Source organism: Selenobaculum gibii (assembly GCF_030273445.1).
GTDB classification, from domain to species: domain Bacteria; phylum Bacillota; class Negativicutes; order ICN-92133; family ICN-92133; genus Selenobaculum; species Selenobaculum gibii.
The window spans coordinates 2,434,333-2,455,068 of record NZ_CP120678.1 but is presented as its reverse complement, the minus strand read 5'-3'; the positions used below and the strand labels follow the sequence as shown (position 1 = coordinate 2,455,068).

The window sequence follows — 20,736 nt, the reverse complement described above, 5'->3', positions numbered from 1 at the left end:
ATTTTAATCTGCCGGAGGTCGTGAAATGAAAGAACTTGCAAAGTGTTTTAAATTATCAAATGGTTATGAAATCCCTCAAGTTGGGTTTGGTACTTGGCAGACTCCCAATGGAGAAACCGCAACGCAGGCTGTAAAAGCTGCATTGCAATGTGGATATCGCCATATTGATACTGCAGCGATTTATGGGAATGAGAAAAGTGTCGGGGAAGGTATTCGAAAAAGCGGTGTTTGCCGGGAAGATTTGTTTGTTACAAGCAAAGTATGGAATACAGAGCGTGGATATGAAAAGACCTTAGCTGCATTTGATAAAACTTTGGCTGATTTAGGGCTAGAGTATTTAAATTTATATTTAATACATTGGCCGGCAAATGAAAAGCAGTTCGAAAATTGGCAAGAAATTAACAAAGATACTTGGCGAGCAATGGAAACACTTTATCTAGAGGGGAAAATTAAATCTATCGGTGTAAGCAATTTTCTTGTGCATCATTTAGAGCCGTTATTGGCGGCAGCGAAGATTGAACCGATGATAAATCAGATTGAATTTCATCCGGGGCAAATGCAATTAGATACTGTAGAGTTTTGCAAACGAAATCAGATTTTAGTTGAAGCGTGGAGTCCATTAGGGACAGGGCGAATGCTAAATAATTCTACATTAATGGCAATCGCAGAAAAATATCAAAAATCTGTAGCGCAGCTTTGCATTCGTTGGTGCCTACAAAATGAGGTCCTTCCGCTTCCTAAATCTGTGACGCCATCTAGAATAAAAGAAAATACAGAGGTGTTTGACTTTGTCCTTTCTGCAGAAGATATGGAAATTATAAATGATATGAAGTATTGTGGTGGTTCAGGCTTAAATCCAGATGAAGTTGAGTTTTAAAAGAAAAATAAATCTATTTTTAAGCGTATATCTGCTCAAGGGGATAATCGATACAGGGTTGTCCTCTTATTTATTTTGCATAGCTTCATACAGGATTTGATATTTTTATGACGAATATGGATGAAAAGAAAGTTATGTGTAATTATCCAAAATATCGGTAAAATTTTATGGGTTTTATTCGGGGTTTAATGTGTCTGCTTTCAGTGAAGTTAAAGCTCTTATTGAAGAGGCCTTGTTTATAAATTCAAAGGTGAGTAGGGGTTAATATGCTAAGAAATGGTTATGGGAATAGTTGGAGTGCATCTCAACTGAAAATTGAATCATCGGAAACCAGGCGTTTGCGTGAGGAATATAGCAATGCAGCTTTTACAGGTTTTATTGGCAAAAGTCCTGAAATTTTAAGAGTGTTAAATCTAGCAGAAAAAGCGGCGCAAGTACAGTCAACAGTGTTGATTTGTGGGGAAAGTGGAACTGGGAAAGAGGTGATTGCTGAAGGAATTCACTTGGCGGGTGAACGCGCATTAGGTCCTATGATCAAAGTGAATTGCTCAGCAATTCCAGAAACTTTATTAGAAAGCGAATTATTTGGGCATGAAAAAGGTGCATTTACCGGAGCCATAAAAAATAAATTAGGTAAATTTGAGCTGGCGGATAAAGGGACAATTTTTCTTGATGAAATTGGGGAAATGGATATTCGTATGCAGTGTAAATTATTGAGGGTTTTGCAGAACAAGACCTTTGATAGGGTTGGAGGAGAAAACAGTATCTGTGTTGATGTCCGAATTATTGCGGCTACGAATCAGGATATGGTCAGTCTTATTGCCAAAGGTGAGTTTAGAGCTGATTTGTATTATAGACTCAATGTAATTCCCATTTATTTACCTAGTTTAGTGCAGCGCAAAACAGATATTCTTTTGCTTGCTGAACATTTTTTACATAAATATGCAAAAGTTTTTAATAAAAGCTTTAGTGGATTTAGTGAGGAAGCAATGCGCCTTTTATTGCAATACAATTGGCCGGGAAATGTAAGGGAGTTGCAAAATATTGTAGAGCGTGCAGTTGTCTTGACAGATCATTCCCGTATAGAAGCATCTGATTTGGAATTTGATTCTTATAATCGGATTGAAAAAAGTAAACCAAATCCTATCTATCAAAGCATTGTACAAGGGGAGTTATTAACGTTAGAAGAGTATGAAAAGCAGATTATAACAGCGGCGTTAGATAGATTTGGCAGTTATACGGCTGCTGGTAAAGCCCTTGGTATTACGCATAAAACAGTAGCAGCAAAAGCGCAGAAATATGGCATTAATTTTGAACGGGAGGCTAGAGTATGAGTCTTTATATAGGTGAATTTATTGGAACAATGATATTGATTATTTTAGGAAATGGCGTTCTTGCCAATGTTATTTTGTGGCGTAGCAAAGCTGAAGGGGCAGGCTGGCTGGTAATTACAGTAGGTTGGGCATTGGCTGTTGTATTTGGTGTTTATTGCGCTATAGCAGCGGGAGCTTGGTATGCAGATATTAATCCAGTCTTAACGATTATCAGAGGTTTTATGGGCGGATATACACTACTTGAAATGATTGGGGTTATTGTTAGTCAAATTTTAGGTGCTTTTGTTGGCGCGTGCATTGTATGGATACATTTTTATCCGCATTGGAAGGAAACTGAAGAGAGTGAGTTAATTTTAGCTGTATTTACAACTGGGCCGGCGATTCGTAACGTTTGGACAAACTTAATTTCGGAGATTATTGGTACGGCGATGCTAGTTTTTCCGTTTTTTGCATTAACATCAGGGAAAATATGGTCGATTCCAGCGTACTTACTTCCGTGTATTGTCGGATTTTTAATTTGGGCTATTGGATTAAGCTTAGGTGGCACTACCTGCTATGCTTTAAATCCAGCACGTGATTTTGGCCCAAGGTTAGCACATGCTTTGCTTCCTATCAAGGGAAAGGGAACATCTGATTGGAGTTATGCATGGGTTCCAATTGTTGGACCATTAATTGGTGGCAGTGTAGGTTTTTTGATGGCTAAGGTATGTTTTTAGAGAAATACTATTGATAAAGTTAATAGCTTTTAACTCCTGTTTTAGAAGGGAAAGTTGAAAGTGGGATAAAAAAAGGATGCGAATACTGGATGGGCTTCATCTGAATATACGCAGCCTTTTTTATTTATTGTTTTCGTGCTACTTTAAATGGTGGAATTTTCAATACAATATATTTGCAAGCAAAATAACAAACGGTTAATGAACATATACATGCTAAAAAATATTTGATGAATGCATTCGTCTCTAGTGGACGAAATAACCAGTTAATCCAATTCCCCTTTTACTAGAGTAAGTCGATTTTTTATCGCGGTCTAATCTGTTTGCAAAGATTTAAATTGTATTACTTATTTAACAATGCAAAAATCATGCCAACTTAGAAATCACAATAATAACTAGTATTTATCGCAGTAAAGAGTTTTTTATTTATCTGTGTTTAAGGGGATTTTTACCCGATAATGAGAAAAAATCCCCTTAAAAAATCATCTTTTGTAAAAATTGAAGAGATAGATTCTGTCAAAGTTTACAAAAGATGATTTGTACAAAGATAAGTGGAGCTATCACCTATTAAAAATAGAGCGAAAAGATATTTAATTAGATTAAATCTAAAGATAGTTTAAGTCTTTATCTATGCTTGATTTTTTTCTTTGTATTCACTTCCCCAGACGAACATTGCTTCCAGAATTGGCCTAAGACTCATACCGGTTTTCGTTAAGGTATACTCAACACGGGGCGGAACCTCGGCATAGACTCTGCGTACTAAAAGATTATTGGCTTCCATTTCGCGCAGGTTGCTTGTCAGAACTTTTTGCGTAATGCCTTCCACCGATTTTTTTAATTCGCCAAATCTTTTTGTTCCTGATAATAAATCTCGCAAAATTAGACACTTCCAGCGGTTGCCGATTAAACTTAGCGTCACTTCTACGGGGCAAGGGGGTAGATTCTTAATTGTCATGATTCCTCCATATATCACAATAGTATCTTTTGGGTAACTATAGCACTCTAAAGTGCTTACTTTACATAGGAAACTTATAAACTTATTATAAAGATACAGACAGCGGAAGACAAGTCTGAAAATAAACTCTGGGGGATTTATGAATGGAAAAGAAAAATTTTCAAGCTGTAAATATGGGAGATTTTAAAGATTTACTTGAAAAAGATTTTAATGTGGGTAAGGGAAAATATTTTATTGGGCAAGATATTGGTCTTACTGGATGTGAAGTTTCTATCAATTGTTTACCTGCAGAGCAAAGCGTCCCTTTCGTTCATGCGCATAAGAAAAATGAAGAACTCTATATGATTACAAGCGGAAGTGGAACTTTCTTTATTGACGGTGAAGAATTTCCTGTACAAGAAGGGAGCTTAATTCGAGTTTCACCAAATGGGCAGCGTGCTTTAAAGGCTGGTGAACAAGATCTTTACTTTATCTGTATTCAAGCACAGGCAAATAGCCTTGAACAAGCAACGCTGAAAGATGGAATAATCGTAGAAACAAAAGCATCTTGGATGTAAAAATATATAATAATATGAGAAAATCCTGCGCTATAAAAGTGCAGGATTTTTATGCTAATCATAGAAAAGTAGATGATAGATTTAGAAGTAATATATGTATTATGGATAATTTAAAATAGGTGATATAAATGCAAAGTGAGAAGCTGTTGGCATTAAAAGAATTACAACAGATTCCTAGGGTGGGGAAAACGATTGCTAACGATTTGTGGAATTTAGAAATTCGGAAAATTTCAGATTTAAAAGGGAGGAAGCCCGAAAGATTATATGAAGACCTATGTAAGTATCAAGAGTGTAGAGTTGATCTGTGTATGCTCTATGTATTTAGATGTGCAGTTTATTATGCATCCACTGAAGAGTGTAATAAAGATTTATTGAAATGGTGGAACTGGAAAGATCGTTGAATCCTCTATGCTTGCAGAATCGGGCAATAAATGCAAGGTGCTTTTTTTGGAATTAAGATAAGATTAACAATGAGGGGGGATTGCGGATGAACTGGTTAGATAAAATGAATGCAGCAGTTAACTACATTGAAGAAAATCTCAGCGGAGAAATTGATTATAGCGTAATTGCAAAGAAAGCTTGTTCAAGTCTGTATCAATTTCAGAGAATATTTTCTTTTGTTGTCGATATGCCAATGTCTGAATACATCAGGCGTAGACGCATGACTTTAGCAGCGTTTGATTTACAAAACAGTGAAATGAAAGTGATTGATATCGCCTTGAAATATGGATATGAATCACCAGAAGCTTTTTCAAGAACGTTTCAGTCTATGCATAGTGTTACACCTACAATGGCACGGATTTCGGGAACAAAATTGAAAGCATATCCGCGTATCTCTTTTCAAATTTCAATTAAAGGGGACGTAGAGATGAATTATCGTATTGAAAAAGGTAATGCTTTTGTTATTCAAGGGGTAGATCGTGAATTTGATTTAGCACACGAAGAAGAATGTTATCAAGAGATACCAAAACTTTGGTCACATTTGTGTAATAGTGGCGAATTTGAAAAAATGATTAGTCTAGCAGATGTGGAATGTCATAAGGGAAATGCTTATCCGGTCAGGGCATGTAGCATGATGACAGGTGATGGAACAAAATTTCGTTATATTATTGGAGTTTCGTCTCTGCAGGGGAATAAAGCTTTGGAACAATACAATCAGCTAGAAGTAAAAGCAGGACTTTGGGCGGTATTTACCTCTGAATCTGTTTCAATGGAAGAGATTGCTGGTGCAATTCAAAAAATTAATAAACAGATTTATACAGAGTGGTTACCTACATCAAAATACGAACATGGGGATTACCAACAAGAGGTTTATTATATGGATGAATCAGGCAGTACATATTGTGAAGTTTGGTTAGCGGTTACAGAAAAATAATATACGCAAAAAAACACCTAATGAAATGAAGTGATTGCATTAGGTGTTTTTTTACTTTCTAATCTATAATAGATCTACAATTTGGGGCAGTTTTTTCTCTGAACCAATAGGTATACAAGCTGGAAAACCCTGGTTTTTTATATAAGCGTATTGCTTTTTCATTTAAGCTATGTACTTGTAAATATGCATGTGTTACATCTTTATTTAGACCGGTTTGTAGAATCGCTTGACAGATTTCTGAACCTATTCCTTGGCATCTAAAATTTTCATCTACGTGAATATCATAGAGACCGACAAATCCATCATCAATAACGCCTAATCCACAGCCGACTACTTTATCGCTTCTTTTCGCTTTAATATATACGGTTTGCAAAGAAATATTTTTAAATATATTATATTGAATTTCTTGCAGTTTCTTGTCACTAATGCCACTTAGCTGCAAAGAACTATTTAGCCACTCATCATCCATTGTATAGGACAATTTTATATCCTTTGAAATCTGAAATCCTGTATCGTTGATTTTGCATGTCATAAGATTGACTGTTTTCACTAAAGTATACCTAGATTTTTCTAATGCTATATCTAATTCTGGTGGAGTATGACTTGTTATTTTAAAAATTGTTTTATACAAATAATATAACGATTGGTTTATGAATGGAAGAAATACAATAAATTTATTTTATAAGTAAAACATATAGATTATGCAATTTATTTGATTTTTTATTAAAACGTTCAGGTGGTCTTTATGAATTGGTATAGAGCCTTTTAATTTGACTGTTGCCGAGGGGGCACTTGTTCTTGAAGGTTTTCCTTTGAACAGTTAAAATTTATCTTAGGGAAATTCACAAAATTATTAGGATTATGATGGAGTAATTATTGCAAAGTTTAAGCAAGATAGAGGGGAAGTTGTATGTTATGGAATATAAAGTGTATAGAGATGAAAATACGATTGAAAAGTTTCAATTTCTAGCGCAAATACGGCTAGAAGAGTTTGTAAAATTTCCGTATCTTTATCAAGGTTCAATGGCAGAGGAAAAAGAATATGCGAAGGAATATCAAGTTCCAGGAGCCATTCTGATTACTTGTAGTGTGGCTGGAGAGGATATAGGGGTAATTTCAGGCTATCCTTATCAATGGAATCAAGGAAAATCTGCTGAAGTTGAAGCTGAGCTTGCAACAATGGGAATTGCGATGGATGAGATATATTATATTGGTGAAGTAATATTAATTGAGAAATACAGAAACCGAGGAATAGGGAAGCAGTTAGAAAAGATGTTAGTTGATACAATAAAGAAAGATTATAAATATGCCTTGGTCATTACAGTTGAGCGAAGTTTAGATGATCCTGATAGACCCGAGGGATATCATTATAAAAATGGGCTAAGAGAAGGAACTGGTTTCAAACGATTAAAAAATGAGATTATTTATCATTGGCCTGTAAAACGAAAATCTGGGATTAGAGAGGAGGAAAATGTTGTATCTGTTTGGGTGAAACCGATATAGACGGATAGCGAAAGTCAGGATGAAGACTTTCGCTTTTGTATTTTTAGGGATTATCTTACTGTTCTCAAATATTGCCCATTATAACTGTTTAGTATACAATAAACATATTGCCTAATGACTGATCGTGTCGAAAGATTTCATTTTTTAGGTGATACTAAAGAGAACTAGAATGTAAATACAGGGTTGTATTTTTATATAAAACGCGGCTGTTTCAGTAGGAGTTTTAACTCCTGCTGAAAATAGACAAGTAATCCAGGGGCTTACAGTGTCTTTACTTCCGCCTGAAGAGGCGGGGGTATTAGACCCTGTTAGCCATCGGATAAATAAGTTTGTTGTAAGGGGAATTTAGTTTATGCTTCAAACGACGGATCGTCAAAAGACAATTCAACGATTAAAAGGCAAGCTGTTTGCTGCTTATGAATATTTATTGAACCATGGAGACCTCGAAAGTGCCGAAAAAGTGAAACAATTAGCAAAAAAATTAGTCAATGAAGAATTTGCGATTGCGTTTTGTGGACATTTTTCAGCGGGAAAATCGCGAATGATTAATCGGTTGGTGGGCGAGAACTTACTGCCATCAAGTCCGATTCCCACGAGTGCCAATCTCGTAAAAGTAAAAGCGGGTGAAGAATATGCAAAGGTATTTTTTAAAAATGAAAAACCTCGGCTATACCGTGCGCCTTATGATTATAAAATGGTGAAAAACTACTGCAAAGATGGCGATCAAATTCAAGAGATTGAAATCAGTCATGCAGATATTGATTTGCCTTTAAAGACGGTGATAATGGATACGCCGGGGATTGATTCAGCGGATGATGCACATCGCATAGCGACGGAATCGGCAATTCATCTTGCTGATTTAATCTTTTATGTCATGGATTATAACCATGTGCAATCAGAATTGAATTTTATGTTCACCAAAGAGCTAGCGGAAGCTGGAAAAGAAGTTTATCTTGTGATTAACCAAATAGATAAACATTCGGAAAACGAACTTTCCTTTGCGAACTTTCAATCAAGTGTTGTGGAATCCTTTGCTTCTTGGGGTGTAAAACCAGCACGTATTTTCTATACGTCTTTAAAGGAAGACGAACATGCACATAATGAATTCCCCGCATTGCAAAGCTTTCTAGCAGATCGCTTAGGGAAAAAAGATACGTTGCTTCTGCAATCCATCCTTTATTCCTTACAGAAAATTCTCAAAGATCACGTTGATTTCACAGAGAAAAAAGATGACCAAGATCTTCAACCATATAAGGATGTTTTAAGTGAATTATCAACTGAAGAATATGAAAAGTTATCAGAGAGTTATCACGATTTATCTGAAGAAAAGGGTGCTTTGTGCGGTGGGGTAGAAAAAGCCGATAAAGCATTTGAAGCAGAAGTGAAAAGAATTCTTGATAATGCTTATTTAATGCCATTTGAAACGAGAGCTTTGGCAGAAACTTATCTTGAATCGTGTCAAAGTGAATTTAAAGTCGGATTTTTATTTACCAAACAAAAAACTTTAGCCGAAAGACAAAAAAGACTAGATATTTTTTATGAAGCAATTACTGAAAAAGCAAAATCGCAATTAGAATGGCATCTGCGGAATTTTTTAGTAACTTTCTTAAAGGAAAACAAAGTTGAAAATAAAGAATTGCTTTCACAAAGTCAGAGCTTTACGGTGAATTTTCAGCCAGAGCTATTAACGGCGGCAGTAAAACCAGGTGCACGTTTATCTGATACGATGGTTATCAATTATACTGCTGACGTAGCCAATCAAATTAAACGATTGGCGAAAAGCTGTTTAGCAGTACAAAAAGCAGAGATTCTTACGGCGATTCAAGAAAGAAATACCGAGTTAGAAGCGAGAATCGCTAAGAAGTTAGAAGGTTTTCAGCGATATATTACTGCCTTTGAAGCGGTAGAGAATGCTAAGCAGATGAGTAAGAACAAAGGCGAAATGCTTGAAAGATTAATAGATCAAGCCGAAGCGATGCATGATACAAATTGCAGTTTATTTCAGATATTGCTAGAAGATGTTGAAGTCATTGATGGGCAAACTGGTAAGCTGGAAGAAATACAAGAAAAAGTGAGTTTACCAACAAAGCAGATGCTTGAAGAAAAGCCAGTAGTTTTGGCAAATCCATCTGCTGATCGAATGAAAGAGATGGCACAAAAGCTAAAGAAAACAGTAGAATTGGTGCAGGATTTACCTGGGTTTAAAAAACTTGCCGACCAGCTTGGTGAAAAAGCGGCAAGGCTAGAAAACAAAGGCTTTACTGTTGCATTATTTGGTGCATTTAGTGCCGGGAAATCTTCGTTTGCCAATGCGCTTATCGGCGAAAGTGTATTGCCTGTTTCGCCAAATCCGATGACGGCGGCGATTAATAAAATTAAACCGGTAAGTAAAGAGCATTCGCATGGGACAGTCGTCATTCAAGTAAAAGCAGAAAGTGTTATGTTAGAAGATGTAAATCATGCACTGCACTTATTCGATTGTCATGCACAAACGCTTGCGGATGCAGTAGAACTGGTTGAAAAACTTAGTGGTGATTTAACGGCACAAGGGGCGGTTGAAAAGACAAATTATATTTTTTTACAAGCGTTTAAACATGGCTATCATACGTTTTGTGGACAATTGGGGAAGGTAATTGAAACGGTCATTGCGGATTTTGGCGATTATGTTGCGAAAGAAGAAAAATCCTGTTTTGTGGAATGGATTGACCTTTACTATGATTGTCCATTGACGCGAAAAAATATCACGTTGGTTGATACCCCGGGGGCGGATTCTATTAATGCCCGTCATACCGGCGTAGCCTTTGATTTTATCAAAAATTCTGATGCAATCTTATTTGTGACGTATTATAATCATGCATTTTCAAAAGCAGACCGCGAGTTTTTGATTCAGCTTGGTCGTGTAAAAGATTCTTTCCAGCTTGATAAAATGTTCTTTATGATTAATGCGATTGACTTGGCAGAAAATGATGAAGAAAAAGATGCGGTTACTTGTTATGTATATGAACAGTTGATGAAATATGGGGTTAGGAAGCCTCATTTGTATGCATTGTCGAGTTTGATTGCGCTGAAGGAAAAACAAACGCAAAGCAACCTGCCTGTTTCAGGAATGCAGCATTTTGAAGAAGCGTTTTATCGCTTTATTACGAATGATTTAGCCAATATGGCAGTGAAAGCATCTGAAAATGAATTGAAACGCGTGTATCATTTAGTGGAAAAGCTGATAGATAGCACCAAAGAGGATGCTGGAGTAAAGCAGCAGAAACGCGAAAATATGAAAGCGGAGAAATTAGCGATTCATGATATTTTTGCCCAGCAAACAGCAGAAAATTTAAGACATCGTCTTCATCAAGAAGTAGAAGAATTGATTTATTATACAAAGCAAAGAGTGTTTTTACGTTTTAACGATTTCTTCAAAGAGTCGTTTAATCCGACGGTCTTACGTGACGATGGACGCAATTTAAAAAAGGTTTTACAAAACTCGCTTAGTGAATTGCTAGAGCAAATCGGCTTTGACTTTGCACAGGAAATGCGGGCAACGACGGTAAGACTAGATCGCTTTGCTGAAAAGATCATGGCTGATTATCAAATCGTGCTAATGGAAACGACTGCTGAGGTAAACCAAGATGTATCTTTTTCAGTCTTTGAATTTGAATACAAAGCAGAAATTGATTTTGATGTAGCTTTCCAAGAGCTTTCAAAAGACTTGTTTGCGAAAGCAATGGGATACTTTAAAAATCCAAAAGCGTTTTTTGAAAATAATGAAAGTAAATTAATGGGTGATGAAATATACCGTGTGCTAAATATTGTAGCGGACGACTATTTGCAAAAAGAACAAGCGCGTATACAGTTATTTTATGATAATGTAATGAACAGTGCATTTGAAAAGCTTATTGCGCAAATGTATGCGCAGGTAGATGATTTCTATCTAAGCTTAATTTCCGCGCTAGATGGTGGAGTGCCAGCGGCGCGTTTAGATGAAATTAAAATGAACTTAACAACAATTATCTAAATGATTCACTTGTAATAGACGACTTATCCGATGGCTGACGGTGTTATCTAGTGGAAGCTATTATGCAGAATAAGGACTCTCGTATGAATAACTTTAATTAGGTAAAATACACCATTGGTCATCGGATAAAAAACTTCTATTTGCAAAGGTCTATTTTTTATTACCATTTTACATTAATTTAAATAATAAAATAATAATTAACATTTATTCCAAAGGAGACCTCAAATGGGAAAAGAGAAGGAAACAACACAAAGTATTTCTACTTCAAGTCATGGAGTAGGCGGGTTTTTAGGATGGGTTGAGAAGGTTGGGAACAAAATTCCTGATATCACCATGCTATTTATTACAGCATTTTTTATTACCTGTATTATTTCAGCATTTTTATCGCAAATGACTTTTGGGTATGTGCATCCAGCGACAGGTGAAGCAATTACTGTGACAAATATGCTTAGTGCAGAAGAGCTAGTGACGTTAATGACGAAAATGGTTACGAATTACTCTGGATTCCCTCCGCTTGCTATGGTAATTGTAGCGACTTTAGGGATTGGGATTGCAGATGGCTCTGGTTATATTAATACAGCATTGAAAAAAATCTTATCAGTTACACCGAAAATACTAATTACGCCAATTGTTATTTTGGTAGGTATGCTTAGTCATTTGGCGCCGGATTCTGGCTATATGATTATCATTCCAATTGCTGCCTATATGTTTTATGCCTCTGGTAAACATCCGTTGGCGGGGATTGGGGCATCTTTTGCTGGGATAGCTGGCGCGTTTGCTGCAAACTATACACCATCTGCGATTGATCCAGTTATTCAAGGCTTTACGCAGACAGCTGCACAAATTATTGATCCAACGTATGAAGTAAATGTTTTATGTAACTATTTTTATTCTTTTGCTTCTACTTTTATTGTCATTGTAAGTTGCTGGTGGGTGACGGAAAAGGTTTCTGAACCTTGGCTAAGAAAAGCTTGCCCAATAGATAAAGATATTAATATTCCTACAGAAGATATTACAAGTATTACACCTAGAGAAAATCGTTCTTTTTATATAGCTACAGGTGTATTAATTGCAATATTAGTTGGTCTTGTATTCGCTTTATTACCAGCAGATTCTATTTTGCGTGACCCACAAGGAAATATTGCTAGTTTTAAAGCGCCGATTATGCAATCTATTGTCGCAGTAATCTTTTTGATTTCAGCTATCACTGGTATTGTTTATGGGATTTGCAGTGGCAAATTTAGAAGTTCACAAGATTTCACGAAATCTATGGAAGACATAACAAAAACATTGATTCAGCTGATTGTATTCTATTTTTTTGCAGCGCAATTCATGTATGTTTTCGGTGCATCCAATATTGGTGCATTAATTGCCGTTGCTGGTGCGGAGTTCTTAAAATCTTTAGCATTGCCTCCGCAAATCACTATATTTGGAATTATCATCTTCGTAGCATTTTTAAATCTTATTATCACTTCGGCTTCGGCAAAATGGGCAATTCTAGCACCGATTTTCGTACCAATGTTGATGGCTGTAGGAATTGCGCCTGAATTAACGCAAGTAGCATTCCGTATCAGTGATTCTGCAGTGAATGTGTCTACGCCGATGTTTGCGTTTTATCCATTAATTATTATTTACTGTCAAAAGTACTATAAAAATACTGGGGTTGGAACATTAAGTTCCTTGATGATTCCATATACGATAGCACTTTTAATTAGCTTAACAATTATGTTGTACTTATTCTGGTGGTTTAATATTCCGCTTGGTTTCCAAGCTGATTACGTTTATCCAAGAAGTATGTTTTAATTCTATATTTTGCTCTATGTAGTGATTAGTTTTAAAAAACTAATCACTACATGATATGATAAAGAATTTTTGAGGGAGGCAATGAAAATGCAAGAACAACTTGTAAATCGGTTTTATCGTTATGTTGCAGTAGAAAGCCAAAGTATACAAAATGGAGGAATTGAAGTTCCTAGTAGTGCTGGACAATGGGATTTAGCTAAACTTTTACATAAAGAGTGCGAAGAGCTTGGTTTAGTAGAGTTAGAGTTAAGCAGTAAATGTATTTTGACAGGTCGTTTGCCAGCCAACTTGCCGGCAGATTGCAGCTGCAAGATTCCTTCCGTTGGGTTTGTAGCACATTTAGATACAGTGGATGTTTGTTTAAAACCTGAAATTCATCCGCAAATAGTAAAAGATTATGATGGAAAAGATATTGTTTTGAATAAAGAACAAAACATTGTACTTACGACGGCCGAGCATCCGGAGATTTTAAAATATAAAGGGCAGGATATTATTGTTACTGATGGTACTAGCGTTTTGGGGGCAGATAACAAAGCCGCAATTACAAATGTAATGACAGCGTTATCAACGTTAGCTAAAGATAAAACAATTTATCATGGTGATATTTATATTGCTTTTGTTCCTGATGAAGAATGTGGATTATATGGTTCAAAAAATATGGATTTCAGTAAGTTCCCTGTCGATTTTGCCTATACGATTGATTCGTGTGAACTTGGCGAAGTTGTATATGAAACATTTAATGCTGGATGTGGAAAAGTTACCATTCATGGTGTTAGTGCACATCCGATGAGTGCAAAGGGCGTATTAGTAAATCCGACATTAGCGGCAGTGGATTTTATCAATATGTTTAATCGGCAAGAAACTCCGGAATGTACCGAAGGTAAAGAAGGGTATATTTGGTGCCAGGGTGTTACTTCGAATCAATCGACAGCAGTCGTGGAGCTAAATATTCGTGACCATTCTAAAGAGAAATATGAAGCGCGGAAACAAATGATAAATGAAAATGTAGAAAAATTGCGTCGTTTATATCCACGAGCAAAAGTTGAATGTGAAATTGCAGATATATATGGCAATATTGCAGATGCAGTTACCGCGGAAAATAGAAAGGCAATTGATTATATCTATACAGCTATGGATAATTTGGCGATTGCACCAAAAACCATTGCTATGCGTGGCGGTACGGATGGTTCATTTATTTCTACGAAGGGGATTTTAACGCCGAATTATTTTACCGGTGCACATAACTTCCATTCGCGATTTGAATTTCTACCTGTACCATCCTTTGAAAAATCTTATCAGATGACAATGACAATCATTCAACTTATTTACGAAGGAAAATAAAAAATATAGACAGTGAATAAATAGAAATGCCGAAATACAAGTGGACTGCAAAGTAGAGTACAGTCATGTGTTTCGGTATTTTTATATGAATTTTTAATAAATCTCCATTTTTTGCTTAAGATATAAGAAACGCTAATTTTGATTATTGTAATTAAATTTTGAAGTTAAATAAATGGAGGAAGCTAAAAATGGACTTTCGCGAAAAGTATGGGCAATGGGCAATTGTATTAGGTGCTACTGAAGGGATTGGGAAAGCGGCTGCATTTGAGTTTGCTAGAAGAGGGATGGATGTCATTTTAGTCGGTCGAAGAAAAGAAGCTTTAGAAGCTTTGGCAAAGGAAATTCATGTGGAAACGGGGAAGGAAATAAAAGTATTGCCACAAGATTTGTCCGAATATGATGCGGCGGAAAAATTAATTTCTGCAACCAAAGACTTAGATATGGGGGCGGTGAATTATGTTGCGTGTCTACATGCGATGGGAGAATACAATAAAATTAATTATGAAACATATGAACAAATGTATAGGGTAAATATAAGGACATTTTCAAGACTATTACATTATTTTATTGGAAAATTTAAAGAGCGAAATCGCGGGGCATTCATTACGATAGGTTCTTTATCAGGATGGACTTCGCTGCCATTTTGTGCTGAATATGCCGCACAAAAATCTTACATGATGTTAGTTACTGAAGGTGTAGCCTATGAATGTAAAAATACAAATGTCGATGTGCTCTTATTAACTGCAGGCTCAACAATTACACCTACTTGGCTTAAAAATAAGCCAGCTGACCCTAAAGCCGTAGCCGCGGCTATGTACCCCGAAGATGTTGTTAAAGATGGCTTTGATCAGCTAGGCAAAACCTATAGTTATTTAGCTGGTGAGATAAATAGAGAAAACATGCAAAAAAATAGAAGTTTAGATAGAAATGAAGTAATTGAGAAATTAGGAAAAATGTTTGAGCATATGGCTTAATTATTAGAATGAATTTTTGTACAAATAAAGTAAAACGCCTGCTGATTCATGCATTGCATTGGCAGGAGTTTTACTTTTTTATTGGAATACAAGCAAGAATCGGATTTTTTAGAAGTAAAATTGTTTTCCGTTGGAATAAGCTTGGGGATTTGATTTTTTGCGCAACGAGATGCGGATAATTCGTTATAAATTTCTACTCTTGCTTGATTTATTGCACCGAGAGGTTTATGTTCGATAAGACTGTTTGCTGGAGAGTAGGTTAAGATTTCAGAAAAATAGGCACGCTCTTTCGTATTAAAGTTTTGAGCGAGAATGCGGATTTCAGCTATTTTGATAGGCTTAGATTCTGTTTCACTCCATTGAATGCTGACATCATCTATTGGCATTTTTGTTTTATCTTTTTGAAGTTGTATGCAAAAATCAAAAGTTGCATCGTTGGTAAGTAAGTGACGTTGCATATTTGTTGATAGGTATGCGTCAGTTAAGTCTTTGGGTAGGGTGCTATGATAAGTAGACGTTGGGCGCAGAAGGTATTTTACTGCATAGTTTCCAAACGCATAGGGAGTTATGCTCCAATATTTAATATCTAAAGGGCTTGTATCATGTTTCGTCATTTTATAAACTTGTATGAACTTAGTTAATTTTCCTTGAAATAACGTATTGAGGAATAAGTAGAAAGGGTTTTTTAATCCCCAGTAGAGAACTTCATTAAATTCATTTAATGTTCCAAAGGGCAGAGTAGGGCAGCTTGCTAAAATAAAATCCTGAGAGAAGTTTGTTTGGGTATCATCAATTAACTTTATCGCAACTCCACGGATATCTTTTAGTTTATCACTAGTGAATTTAGGGTTAGAGTTTGAAAAACGTATAAATGCGGGATATCTTTTGGATTCCCGGAATAACCCTATGCGTAGGTTTTTAGGGAGGTCAGGGCATATCGTAAAGTATCCTTTAACTAGTCCAAGACTTTTCGTATGGGCGGCGCGCATCATGAAGCTAGAATTTTGATCTTTTATCATCATTTTCTTTAAGATTTCAATGATATCTCCTGTCGTTACTTTATTTTTTTGCAAAGGTAACCCATCTCCCTTAATATCAGCATACAAAATTATTTGATATTATTATGCAGAATAAATAAGTCGGTTATACAGTTGTGGATATAGTGTATTTTAATCACTTGAAAATATAATTAAATTATGAAATGGAGGAACGGTCAAATGGCAGTAGTATTTACAGAAGAAAAGAAGTTTACGAGGGAAGATATAGAAGGATTGTTTTTGTCAGTGAACTGGGAGTCTGGTCGATATCCGAATCGGCTTTTTAAAGCATTATTACATTCATCCACAGTATTAACTGCCTGGGATGGTAGAAAACTTGTAGGTTTGATTCGGGTGCTGGATGATAGTGAAATGCTGGCTTATATGCATTACGTATTGGTGCATCCAGACTATCAAGGGCAAGGCATTGCGGGGCAGATGGTAGAGGTAATCAAAGAAAAATATAAAGAATATCTTTATCTCGAACTTTCTCCCGAAGAAAGTAATACAAATTTCTATAAAAAACATGGATTTCATAGAAGTCCAGAGGGTGTTGCTATGCAGATTTGTAACTTTAACAATAAGGATTAAAATATAGAAGTGTAAATGTATGGGGAAAGGATTGAAAAAATGATTCGAGAAGCAACGAAAAATGATTTATCAGACATATTAGAAATTTATAATGATGCGATATTAAATACAACGGCAGTTTATGACTATCAAGCACATACGCTTGAGGATAGAGTTTTGTGGTATGAGAATAAAAAACGGGATGGATATCCACTACTTGTTTTTGAAAAGGATGCCAAAGTTGTTGCCTATGCTACCTTTGGACCTTTTCGAGCATGGCCAGCATATAAGTACACCATAGAACATTCTGTATATGTACATCAAGATTATCGTGGGGCAGGGATTGCAACGCAAATGATGCAGGAAATTATAAAAATAGCGACTGGAAGAGAATACGCAACACTTGTAGCTGGGATTGATGCAGCAAATGAAAGTAGTATAAAATTACATAAAAAGCTCGGCTTTGAATTTTCAGGTACAATAAAAAAAGCAGGTTTCAAATTTAATCAATGGCTAGATTTAGCTTTTTATCAGTTAGAATTAAAAGGACCGAAGAAGCCTATAGAGGAATAAAAGAACTCATTATGTTTTCTAGGAAAGTCATTATTTTCAAACATTTATTGACTTGTTCTAGATTCTAATCAAAATTTTGGGGGGAGATTATATGAAAAGATTATTTATTATGCTAGCAATGACCCTGACAATTATGGTTGTTATGCCTCAGCAGACGAGCGTTGTAGAGGCAAAATGTCCACTGATCCCAGACTCAGGAACGATTGAGGTGTTGGCAACTAATAGGATTTATAAAGTTGGTGAGGCTTTTCAGACAGAAAACATAGGGATATTTGTCTATGGCGATAGAGGACGTTACAAATACTATGGTCACAAACAATTAAGATATTGGGCAAATGGTGTACCGATTTCAGATGGCTACAGATTTAAAGAACCGGGTAAAAAGAATATCACGGTAAAATACAAGGACAAGCAAGCAAACTATGAAATACAGGTTTTCCCTGCTGATTTTAAAAGCAACATCAGGGAATGCTATGTAAGCAGTGGGAATTTAAATCGTACCTACAGGCAAAACCTAGATAAATTTAATCCTGCGGATATTGTAGTTCATTGTGTTTTTACGGATGGGACTTCGCGGAACTTTAGGAGTTCGGATTTAGAATTCTTTGCAAACGGCAATAGGATAACGAAGGGGTATAGATTTAAAGAAGCTGGTCAGAAAAAGTTTGTGATCAGATTGGGGAACAGCGATATCGAGCAGACACTCACGGTTACTCCTACATTTAATAAATCGGTTCTGCGTTATGAACTCATCAGCCGACCTGAGCAAAGCATCTATGAAGTTGGGGAGAGCTTTCATACCTGCGAATATACAGTCAGATGTTATTTTCAAGATGGGACGGTGAAGGATTATTCAGGAGATCAACTGGATATAACTGCAAATGGGGTGCAAATGTATGAAAACTACGCATTTACCACTCCGGGAGAGAAAAAGGTGGTTATAGCTCTAGGAGATTTTAAAGAAAGATCAACAATAGCAGTCGTAAGGTAAAAAGTGTTTTGTCTATAGGTCCCATTTTATTTTGTATACTATTTATGATATCGGGAAGAACAATTGGAAATAAAAGATAATTGTAATATATGCGATAGGAAGCAAATGCAAAAAGTCTGTTTAATTCTTGAATTGAATCAAGATATAGAGGATTATGGTTAGAATAATCAACAATAGCTTAGTAAAGAAAGGATTCGTTATGCCAAAAAAAGAAAAGGCGCAAGAGAGCATTTTGTATGATGCGAATAATGATATTTTTAAGGGGAATAAAACATGAATGGGTATATTTTTTTGGGAATCGCAATCATTTTAGAAATTTTTTCGACTTCTATGATGAAAGCCTCAGAAGGTTTTACTAAAATGCTGCCATCAGTGATTTTTATTATTGGAATGGGAATTTCCTTCTATTCTCTATCGCAAGCGTTGGCAAGTATTCCGTTAGGAATTGCTTATGCAATTTGGTCTGGAGTAGGGACTGCATTAACAGCTGTAATAGCCGTTTTGATTTGGAAAGAACAATTAAATCTATATACGGTTATTGGAATTGTACTCATTATTGCTGGAGTGGCAATATTAAATTTAAAGGGATCCGGGCATTAACGTGGAGAGAAGTAAGAAAATATAATAAGGAATAAGTCTTTTTCTCCGTGTAAAAAGCATCAGCCAAGGCTGATGCTTTTTTATATATTAATACCGTAGCTATAATCTAAATGATATTTATTTTGCACTTTCTATTAGGGTTTTCATGGTGCTTTTATTCATTGCACCTGGAACATATTTTACGACATAACCATCTTTATCAATAATAAAGGTTGATGGAAATGCATTAATTCCATACTGATAAACTAAACTCCCTTTATGATCAAAAACTACAGGGAAAGTATGCCCTTCCTTTTTTAAGAATTCCTCTATATATTTTTGATCGCCTTCTCTCCCTAGATTTGGCGAGGCTACGCCAATAATCACTACATCATGATTATTTTCATTATAGTCTTTGTATAATGCTTCTATATCGGGCATTTCTGCTCTGCATGGAGGGCACCACGTTGCCCAAAAATTTAAAAATACTGTTTTACCTTTATATTCGCTTAGTCTATGTTCTTTCCCATATTGATCATATAAAGTAAAATTTAAAGCTGCTATTTTTTCGGGTTGTTCTTTATTTGTATTCTTTTGTTTGGTTTCTACTGGAATTTCGTTATTCATCCTATGAACTTCTAGCATGTCACTAACTCCATTGAATAAAATCATTAAACCTGAGAGCATTAGAACTATGCCACCAATTTTTTTTATTTTACTCATATGAAGTTTGATTTTATCCACACGATGAACTAACTTGTTATAGAATAATGAAAACAAAAGAAAGGGCAAGATAAAACCTAGCGTATATAATCCAATCAGTAAATACGATATTGTTAAGCTATCCGCACTTGAAGATAATATTAATACTGAAGCAAGTATAGGGCCTATACATGGGGTCCAGCCAAAACTAAAGGTAAATCCCAATAAAAATGCTGTAAATGGATTCATCTTTTTTGCTTTTAGCTGTAATCTTTTTTCTTGATTTAAAAAATTTGATTTTATAATATCCATATAGAATAATCCCATGAATACAATAAAAATTCCACCAATAATCATCATGATATCTTTATTTGCATTAAAAAATGAGGTTAGAACATTTAATGACGAACCTAATAAAAAGAAGGTTGTTGAAATTCCTAAGGTGAAAAATAACGTATTTCTAAATAATGAATTTTTTGCAATCCCGTTACTTGTAATATTATCTAGATTACTGTTTGACAGCATACTTAAATATACGGGCAAGATTGGTAATATACACGGTGATAAAAAAGAAATCAATCCTTCAAAAAAGACGATACTTAAATTTAAATTCTCCATAAAAATCTCCTTGAATTCGCCAAACTTCGTTTTATTATCTTGTAATTGCCATAGGATGATGGCAACCCATTTTTTGCCCAATATATTTGATATGGATTCTACAGGGCAATCTGTTCTATATCATACATTATTATAGTCTCCTAAAGGTTATTTCATAGTGCTATATGTTAAAATTGCATGTATAGAAATATATTATTCGATTATTTGATGAAAGTCATCTAGAAT

At 35.5% G+C, this 20,736-nt stretch carries 19 protein-coding genes; 15 read left to right on the top strand and 4 right to left on the bottom strand.

The window, feature by feature from the left end; all coding sequences use genetic code 11:
- Window positions 1-25: 25 nt before the first annotated feature.
- The 3 genes from P3F81_RS11675 to P3F81_RS11665 all read left to right on the top strand — a co-directional run bounded on the left by P3F81_RS11675 (window position 26) and on the right by P3F81_RS11665 (window position 2,927).
- The gene (locus tag P3F81_RS11675; protein ID WP_147669605.1) at window positions 26-877 is read left to right on the top strand and encodes an aldo/keto reductase; all 852 of its coding nucleotides are present in this window, start codon (window positions 26-28) and stop codon (window positions 875-877) included.
- A gap of 266 nt (window positions 878-1,143) precedes the next feature.
- Window positions 1,144-2,211: a sigma-54 interaction domain-containing protein gene (locus P3F81_RS11670; protein ID WP_147669606.1), complete on the top strand. Its 1,068-nt coding sequence runs from the start codon at window positions 1,144-1,146 to the stop codon at window positions 2,209-2,211.
- Window positions 2,208-2,927, top strand: a complete 720-nt coding sequence (locus tag P3F81_RS11665; protein ID WP_147669607.1) for an MIP/aquaporin family protein — start codon at window positions 2,208-2,210, stop codon at window positions 2,925-2,927. Before P3F81_RS11670 ends, P3F81_RS11665 begins: the two co-directional genes overlap by 4 nt.
- A gap of 625 nt (window positions 2,928-3,552) precedes the next feature.
- Here the strand turns inward: P3F81_RS11665 and P3F81_RS11660 are convergent.
- Window positions 3,553-3,879, bottom strand: coding sequence for a winged helix-turn-helix transcriptional regulator (locus P3F81_RS11660; RefSeq protein ID WP_147669608.1), 327 nt, complete (start codon window positions 3,877-3,879; stop codon window positions 3,553-3,555).
- A 143-nt stretch (window positions 3,880-4,022) separates the two neighbouring features.
- Between P3F81_RS11660 and P3F81_RS11655 the strand changes: the two genes are divergently transcribed.
- From P3F81_RS11655 to P3F81_RS11645, 3 genes are all read left to right on the top strand, one after another.
- On the top strand, window positions 4,023-4,436 hold the full coding sequence (locus P3F81_RS11655) for a cupin domain-containing protein (RefSeq protein WP_147669609.1): 414 nt from the start codon (window positions 4,023-4,025) through the stop codon (window positions 4,434-4,436).
- Window positions 4,437-4,564: 128 nt separating this feature from the next.
- The gene (locus P3F81_RS11650; protein ID WP_147669610.1) at window positions 4,565-4,837 is read left to right on the top strand and encodes a helix-hairpin-helix domain-containing protein; all 273 of its coding nucleotides are present in this window, start codon (window positions 4,565-4,567) and stop codon (window positions 4,835-4,837) included.
- Between the two features lie 86 nt (window positions 4,838-4,923).
- Entirely contained in the window at window positions 4,924-5,811 is an 888-nt protein-coding gene (locus P3F81_RS11645; protein ID WP_147669611.1) for an AraC family transcriptional regulator, read from the top strand.
- A 58-nt stretch (window positions 5,812-5,869) separates the two neighbouring features.
- Here P3F81_RS11645 and P3F81_RS11640 read toward each other — a convergent pair whose 3' ends face one another.
- Window positions 5,870-6,442: a GNAT family N-acetyltransferase gene (locus P3F81_RS11640; RefSeq protein WP_309320423.1), complete on the bottom strand. Its 573-nt coding sequence runs from the start codon at window positions 6,440-6,442 to the stop codon at window positions 5,870-5,872.
- Between the two features lie 284 nt (window positions 6,443-6,726).
- On the opposite strand from P3F81_RS11640, the gene P3F81_RS11635 reads away from it, so the two are divergent.
- From P3F81_RS11635 to hdhB, 5 genes are all read left to right on the top strand, one after another.
- On the top strand, window positions 6,727-7,314 hold the full coding sequence (locus P3F81_RS11635) for a GNAT family N-acetyltransferase (RefSeq protein WP_147669613.1): 588 nt from the start codon (window positions 6,727-6,729) through the stop codon (window positions 7,312-7,314).
- A 352-nt stretch (window positions 7,315-7,666) separates the two neighbouring features.
- Window positions 7,667-11,323: a dynamin family protein gene (locus tag P3F81_RS11630; RefSeq protein ID WP_147669614.1), complete on the top strand. Its 3,657-nt coding sequence runs from the start codon at window positions 7,667-7,669 to the stop codon at window positions 11,321-11,323.
- Window positions 11,324-11,548: 225 nt separating this feature from the next.
- On the top strand, window positions 11,549-13,126 hold the full coding sequence (locus P3F81_RS11625; RefSeq protein ID WP_147669615.1) for an AbgT family transporter: 1,578 nt from the start codon (window positions 11,549-11,551) through the stop codon (window positions 13,124-13,126).
- 81 nt (window positions 13,127-13,207) lie between these two features.
- The gene (pepT, locus tag P3F81_RS11620; protein WP_147669616.1) at window positions 13,208-14,467 is read left to right on the top strand and encodes a peptidase T; all 1,260 of its coding nucleotides are present in this window, start codon (window positions 13,208-13,210) and stop codon (window positions 14,465-14,467) included.
- A 188-nt stretch (window positions 14,468-14,655) separates the two neighbouring features.
- Entirely contained in the window at window positions 14,656-15,441 is a 786-nt protein-coding gene (gene hdhB / locus P3F81_RS11615) for a 7beta-hydroxysteroid dehydrogenase (RefSeq protein WP_147669617.1), read from the top strand.
- On the opposite strand, the gene P3F81_RS11610 is transcribed toward hdhB, so the two are convergent.
- Entirely contained in the window at window positions 15,438-16,514 is a 1,077-nt protein-coding gene (locus P3F81_RS11610) for a catalase family protein (RefSeq protein WP_147669618.1), read from the bottom strand. The genes hdhB and P3F81_RS11610 overlap by 4 nt on opposite strands.
- A gap of 144 nt (window positions 16,515-16,658) precedes the next feature.
- On the opposite strand from P3F81_RS11610, the gene P3F81_RS11605 reads away from it, so the two are divergent.
- The 4 genes from P3F81_RS11605 (at window position 16,659) to P3F81_RS11590 (ending at window position 19,212) form a co-directional block, all read left to right on the top strand.
- Window positions 16,659-17,069, top strand: coding sequence for a GNAT family N-acetyltransferase (locus tag P3F81_RS11605; RefSeq protein WP_147669619.1), 411 nt, complete (start codon window positions 16,659-16,661; stop codon window positions 17,067-17,069).
- Between the two features lie 39 nt (window positions 17,070-17,108).
- Window positions 17,109-17,621, top strand: a complete 513-nt coding sequence (locus P3F81_RS11600) for a GNAT family N-acetyltransferase (protein WP_147669620.1) — start codon at window positions 17,109-17,111, stop codon at window positions 17,619-17,621.
- A 91-nt stretch (window positions 17,622-17,712) separates the two neighbouring features.
- Window positions 17,713-18,612 (top strand): hypothetical protein, encoded by a 900-nt coding sequence (locus tag P3F81_RS11595; RefSeq protein WP_309320421.1) that lies wholly within the window; start codon window positions 17,713-17,715, stop codon window positions 18,610-18,612.
- Window positions 18,613-18,885: 273 nt separating this feature from the next.
- Window positions 18,886-19,212, top strand: a complete 327-nt coding sequence (locus P3F81_RS11590; RefSeq protein WP_147669622.1) for a DMT family transporter — start codon at window positions 18,886-18,888, stop codon at window positions 19,210-19,212.
- A gap of 117 nt (window positions 19,213-19,329) precedes the next feature.
- Here the strand turns inward: P3F81_RS11590 and P3F81_RS11585 are convergent, their stop codons facing one another.
- Window positions 19,330-20,511, bottom strand: coding sequence for a cytochrome c biogenesis protein/redoxin (locus P3F81_RS11585; RefSeq protein ID WP_147669623.1), 1,182 nt, complete (start codon window positions 20,509-20,511; stop codon window positions 19,330-19,332).
- Window positions 20,512-20,736: the final 225 nt, after the last annotated feature.

What these genes read in the sequence shown, in the direction of transcription:
- P3F81_RS11670 (WP_147669606.1), top strand. Translation starts at nt 1,144, where the DNA reads ATGCTAAGAAATGGTTATGGGAATAGTTGGAGTGCATCTCAACTGAAA.
- P3F81_RS11585 (WP_147669623.1), bottom strand. Translation starts at nt 20,511, where the DNA reads ATGGAGAATTTAAATTTAAGTATCGTCTTTTTTGAAGGATTGATTTCT.
- P3F81_RS11605 (WP_147669619.1), top strand. Translation starts at nt 16,659, where the DNA reads ATGGCAGTAGTATTTACAGAAGAAAAGAAGTTTACGAGGGAAGATATA.
- P3F81_RS11595 (WP_309320421.1), top strand. Translation starts at nt 17,713, where the DNA reads ATGAAAAGATTATTTATTATGCTAGCAATGACCCTGACAATTATGGTT.
- P3F81_RS11665 (WP_147669607.1), top strand. Translation starts at nt 2,208, where the DNA reads ATGAGTCTTTATATAGGTGAATTTATTGGAACAATGATATTGATTATT.
- P3F81_RS11675 (WP_147669605.1), top strand. Translation starts at nt 26, where the DNA reads ATGAAAGAACTTGCAAAGTGTTTTAAATTATCAAATGGTTATGAAATC.
- pepT (WP_147669616.1), top strand. Translation starts at nt 13,208, where the DNA reads ATGAAAATGCAAGAACAACTTGTAAATCGGTTTTATCGTTATGTTGCA.
- P3F81_RS11635 (WP_147669613.1), top strand. Translation starts at nt 6,727, where the DNA reads ATGGAATATAAAGTGTATAGAGATGAAAATACGATTGAAAAGTTTCAA.
- P3F81_RS11645 (WP_147669611.1), top strand. Translation starts at nt 4,924, where the DNA reads ATGAACTGGTTAGATAAAATGAATGCAGCAGTTAACTACATTGAAGAA.
- P3F81_RS11655 (WP_147669609.1), top strand. Translation starts at nt 4,023, where the DNA reads ATGGAAAAGAAAAATTTTCAAGCTGTAAATATGGGAGATTTTAAAGAT.
- P3F81_RS11625 (WP_147669615.1), top strand. Translation starts at nt 11,549, where the DNA reads ATGGGAAAAGAGAAGGAAACAACACAAAGTATTTCTACTTCAAGTCAT.
- hdhB (WP_147669617.1), top strand. Translation starts at nt 14,656, where the DNA reads ATGGACTTTCGCGAAAAGTATGGGCAATGGGCAATTGTATTAGGTGCT.
- P3F81_RS11660 (WP_147669608.1), bottom strand. Translation starts at nt 3,879, where the DNA reads ATGACAATTAAGAATCTACCCCCTTGCCCCGTAGAAGTGACGCTAAGT.
- P3F81_RS11650 (WP_147669610.1), top strand. Translation starts at nt 4,565, where the DNA reads ATGCAAAGTGAGAAGCTGTTGGCATTAAAAGAATTACAACAGATTCCT.
- P3F81_RS11600 (WP_147669620.1), top strand. Translation starts at nt 17,109, where the DNA reads ATGATTCGAGAAGCAACGAAAAATGATTTATCAGACATATTAGAAATT.
- P3F81_RS11590 (WP_147669622.1), top strand. Translation starts at nt 18,886, where the DNA reads ATGAATGGGTATATTTTTTTGGGAATCGCAATCATTTTAGAAATTTTT.
- P3F81_RS11630 (WP_147669614.1), top strand. Translation starts at nt 7,667, where the DNA reads ATGCTTCAAACGACGGATCGTCAAAAGACAATTCAACGATTAAAAGGC.